Genomic DNA, 4095 nt, shown 5'->3' with positions numbered 1-4095 from the left:
CTTCTCTCTTCCCTTCTCTCTATACTCGCTTATACACTCTTCTATATTTCCTATTCCTTTCTTCTCTTTCATTCCTTTCCTTCGCCTCCTTGTTTTTTATTATTATTTTTAGCTTTGCTTTTAAGGATTAAAAGAAAAAAAATGATTTATATGAACAACATTCATACAACACACATCAATACAGAAAATAAAAAAAGAGAGCCTTATTACTGTTCTCTTTATCAGCATTCTTATCTAATAATTTTAACTATATTCAATATATAATAACTCACTCACTAACTTTATTTTCAGAACCTTCTCCTTGCTTAATCTCTCCCAATACCTTATTAATCTCTTTCAATCCCAAATCCACTGCATTCCTGATTGCTACTGTCAATGTACTCAACACTTTATTAACTGCACTTGCCACTACTCCATTAATAGCAAAAGCCGATTTATCTTCACCTGTCTTAACAACAAATTTACCATTCTTTGCCATCCCTCTTAACGCTATCCCTCCTGCTATTACTGCATCTTTTCGAACTGAAGCTCCAAGTTCTTTTTGTTCTGCCTTCTTAGCAGCCGCAATTTCTGCTGCATTCTTTGCATTCTCGATACCAACATCACCAAAAACATCAGCAGATTTAACAATTGCTTGCAATATATCAGCTCCACTTACAGATCCTATTGAGGCACTTACCGCTGCTGCTTGTGCCTCTGTTCCATCCTCACCTTTTTTTTGAACTAAACAACTTACCAATTGATTTTTGTTCATCTCCTGCTGTCTTAGTAGCTTCTGCATTTCCCCCATCGTTTTTCAAAACTACTTCAACAATTGTTTTAATACCCTTAACAAGTGAATTGACGCTCGCAGCATCTGCCGGTGCAGCTTCCTGATCTTTAACAGCATTTCCTATAATAGTATCAGTTGTAGCACCCTTTGATGCTTCTTTTGCTCCTTCCTCAATCTTACTTATCTCCCCAATAAATTCCTCTACCTTCCCTTTCACTTTCTCATAACTTCCATGTTCTTCTAAAATCCTCCCCAATTTCACTTTTACTTCCTTCATTGTCTCTGAAACTTTAGTAAAATAAGCTCCAATATCTGATTTCTTTGTTTCCGCTTTGATCCCCAATGTCCCTGTAATCATATCGCCAAAACTCACAAATACATCTAAAAATCCTTTACCTAAATTTACCATCTCAAATTTACCATCTCACTCAAAAACACTTTCTCTAGATCCTTCACCTCACTATTACATCCCATCACCACCATCACCATAAATATAATTTATACAACATATATAATACTGTAAATAAAAAAGCGAGCTTTATTGCTCTCTTTACTAATATTGATATACCTAATCATCTTAACTATATTTAAATATTACTATTTCAATCTTACTTTTACCCTACTGCTTTTGAAGCTCTTGCTTCATTTACTTTTTTCTTTGCTTTCTCAAGTACATTCTTTACTGTCTTTTTAATTATATCTTCTACTTCTACTAATAGTTTATTTACTGCACCATATGCAGTTACATTTTTACTATCCTTTTTAATCAAAATCTCTATCATTTTAACTATAAACTATGAACAATAGAAAAACATCTTTACTTCTATCGTTCATAACAATTACTTTAAATTTAAATAATATTTTATATTTTTTTACTCAATATAACAATAATAGCCATAATAACGGCATTCACTGCCTCAAATTTTGCCACTGCATTCTTAACTTTTGTTCTTATAATCATGAGTTTTCAGTAAATAGTTTAGCAATATATCCAAGGTATTACCGCTCAATTCTGTTGAAGTATCAACACTAACAGAAACTGTTTTAATTTGACCTATATCAGCATCATAACCTGCTTTTATTTGATCTCTTATTGCTACTAATTTCCTTTCTACGTCAAGTAAATCAAATTGTTCTTTTAGTGTCTTTAGATAGTCAAGCTCTAACTCATCAAGATTAGATTCTTTATCTCTTAGAATCTTTTAGATTGTGAAATGAGGTTAGATAATATAATTCAGAAAATCTTTTTACCCTATCAAAAACACTTGTGACAATATCGCTAACAACTATAAATTGTCAAAATAACATCACCACTCATACTCACCTCTTTACACAAAAAACTTATACAAAAATGTAGCAGAGAATGTAAGATCTTCACACTTATAATCAAAAACCAAGTAAATTAACCGTCTCTACCTAGCTTTTTACAAACTAAATTCATAATGTTCAATCTGATAAATACTTATTTCATGCCATAACTATAATTATGGTTTAGACACACCATGAACAGCAAATATACTATTATACTATCAACTGATCTAGCTGCGTTCTCTAAACCTTAAATTAACATTATTTTTTCTTATTAAAATCTTTATCTTGCCACTCCTTCTTCAGCAAGTCTTTCTATCTCTGCTTCTGCTTCAGTACTAATACTTTGGAAATCAGAACCTGCATTCTTATTACCTACAAGGTTGGCATATATCTGCTCAACAGTAAAATTGACATCGCTATAATTTTTCAATAATTCCAAGTACTTATTTTCTGCCATGTCTAACCTATCCTGTAATCTACGCTTTACATCCGGCACTTGGATATTCTTAATAATTCCACTAGCCCTATAAAACAAACTTAAATGATGACCCTCTAACATATTGTTCATAATTGCTTTAACTCTATCAACATTTAATTTAGACAATAGATCATAAAACGTATCATTAGTATATGTTTTAGCAGTATCTACTAATGCCTTTCTCAAATACATAGCTGTTTCCTTATGTTCATCAGATAGACTAAATTTATAAAGTAATTCAGTAACTGCCATTCTTGCCCTATCAGTAAAAATCTGCAAAGCAGAAACATGATTATATTTCATTATAAGTTTTGTATAATATTTCAAATCAATATCAATACTTATAAATTGCAACACATCGTCTGCTCTATTTAACAAATCACTGTACATTTTAACAAAAGAGTAAGTATTACAAACTCTTTTTAAGAGTTTTATATAATTTGTATTTTCCTTTTGTAATCTTTGTATAAATTGCTCTTTATTTGCTCCAGAATAATTCTCCAAAACTTTCTCTATTTCTATTGTCGCATTTAACATTTTTACAATCCCTAACAAAATTGCTTTAAGTCTATCAATATTTCCTATCTGTAATATAAAAATATAAAAGTTATATTTTGTATGGGTCACAAACTCAAGATTACTTTGATTAAATATTGTTATAACACTTTCAAGAAAAGCCAAAGCATTTTTCTCATCAATATTTAACCGTTCTTCAATACTGATATGATAATTTATAGACTCTACAATATTTCTAAATTGTAATGAATGATCCGCATTGTTTAATAAATTACTTTTCATTTCATCAATAGAAGAAATATTACAAATATTTTTTAAATGCTTCATATACTTTGTTTTTATAACTTGGAACCTTTGTTCAAGAACATCTTTCTCTATCCTAGTATACTTTTGAAGAGCATCCTCTGCTAATTTTTTTTCCTTTAATGTTCTTACAATGCCTGACAAAACTAGCTTGAGTTTACTAATATCATCCTCGTATAGCGTAAGGAAACTATAATTTCGTTTTGCACTAATTATAATCTCATGGTCATTTGGATCATCAAAACTAGGATTTATTATGGCATATTCAAGAAAAATTAAAGCATTTTGTTCATCTTTATCTAATTGTCCCATAATAATTACAAAATTATGATAACTAAAACCATAAAAGTGAATAGATTCTAAAATAGATTTAAATTGGGATGAATTGTCTGTTTTTCTTAACAAATTATTATACATTTCATTAAAATATAAAGTATTGCAAATGCCCTTCAAATACCTCATATACTCTGCTTCTGCATCTTTGAATCTTTGTTCAAGAATATCTTTCCTTGGATTAGTATACTCTCTAAGAGCATTTTTTGCTTTCTTCTTTGCCTTTAACGTTTCTACAATACCTAACAAAACCAGCTTGAATTTACTAATATCATTATTAGCATCCAGCATCAATAGGTCATAGTTTCTCGTCATTTGAGTTGTAATTTCATGGTCATTCGAGTCATCTGGATTAGCTCTTGTTATACATTTTTCAAGATAA

General features: G+C 30.1%; 1 protein-coding gene and 2 pseudogenes. All 3 read right to left on the bottom strand.

Annotated features, from left to right (window positions below):
* Positions 1–268: 268 nt before the first annotated feature.
* A pseudogene (locus tag U880_RS10010) lies at positions 269–1130 on the bottom strand (variable large family protein).
* Positions 1131–1386: 256 nt separating this feature from the next.
* Positions 1387–1530: pseudogene (locus tag U880_RS11335) on the bottom strand (variable large family protein); the annotation flags it as partial.
* Between the two features lie 833 nt (positions 1531–2363).
* Positions 2364–4095 (bottom strand): BTA121 domain-containing protein surface lipoprotein (locus tag U880_RS11330; RefSeq protein WP_038359086.1); only part of this gene is annotated, 1732 nt, incomplete at its 5' end.

The sequence above is a fragment of the Borrelia hispanica CRI genome, from assembly GCF_000500065.1.
GTDB lineage: Bacteria > Spirochaetota > Spirochaetia > Borreliales > Borreliaceae > Borrelia > Borrelia hispanica.
This window is presented reverse-complemented; position numbering and strand designations above follow the sequence as displayed.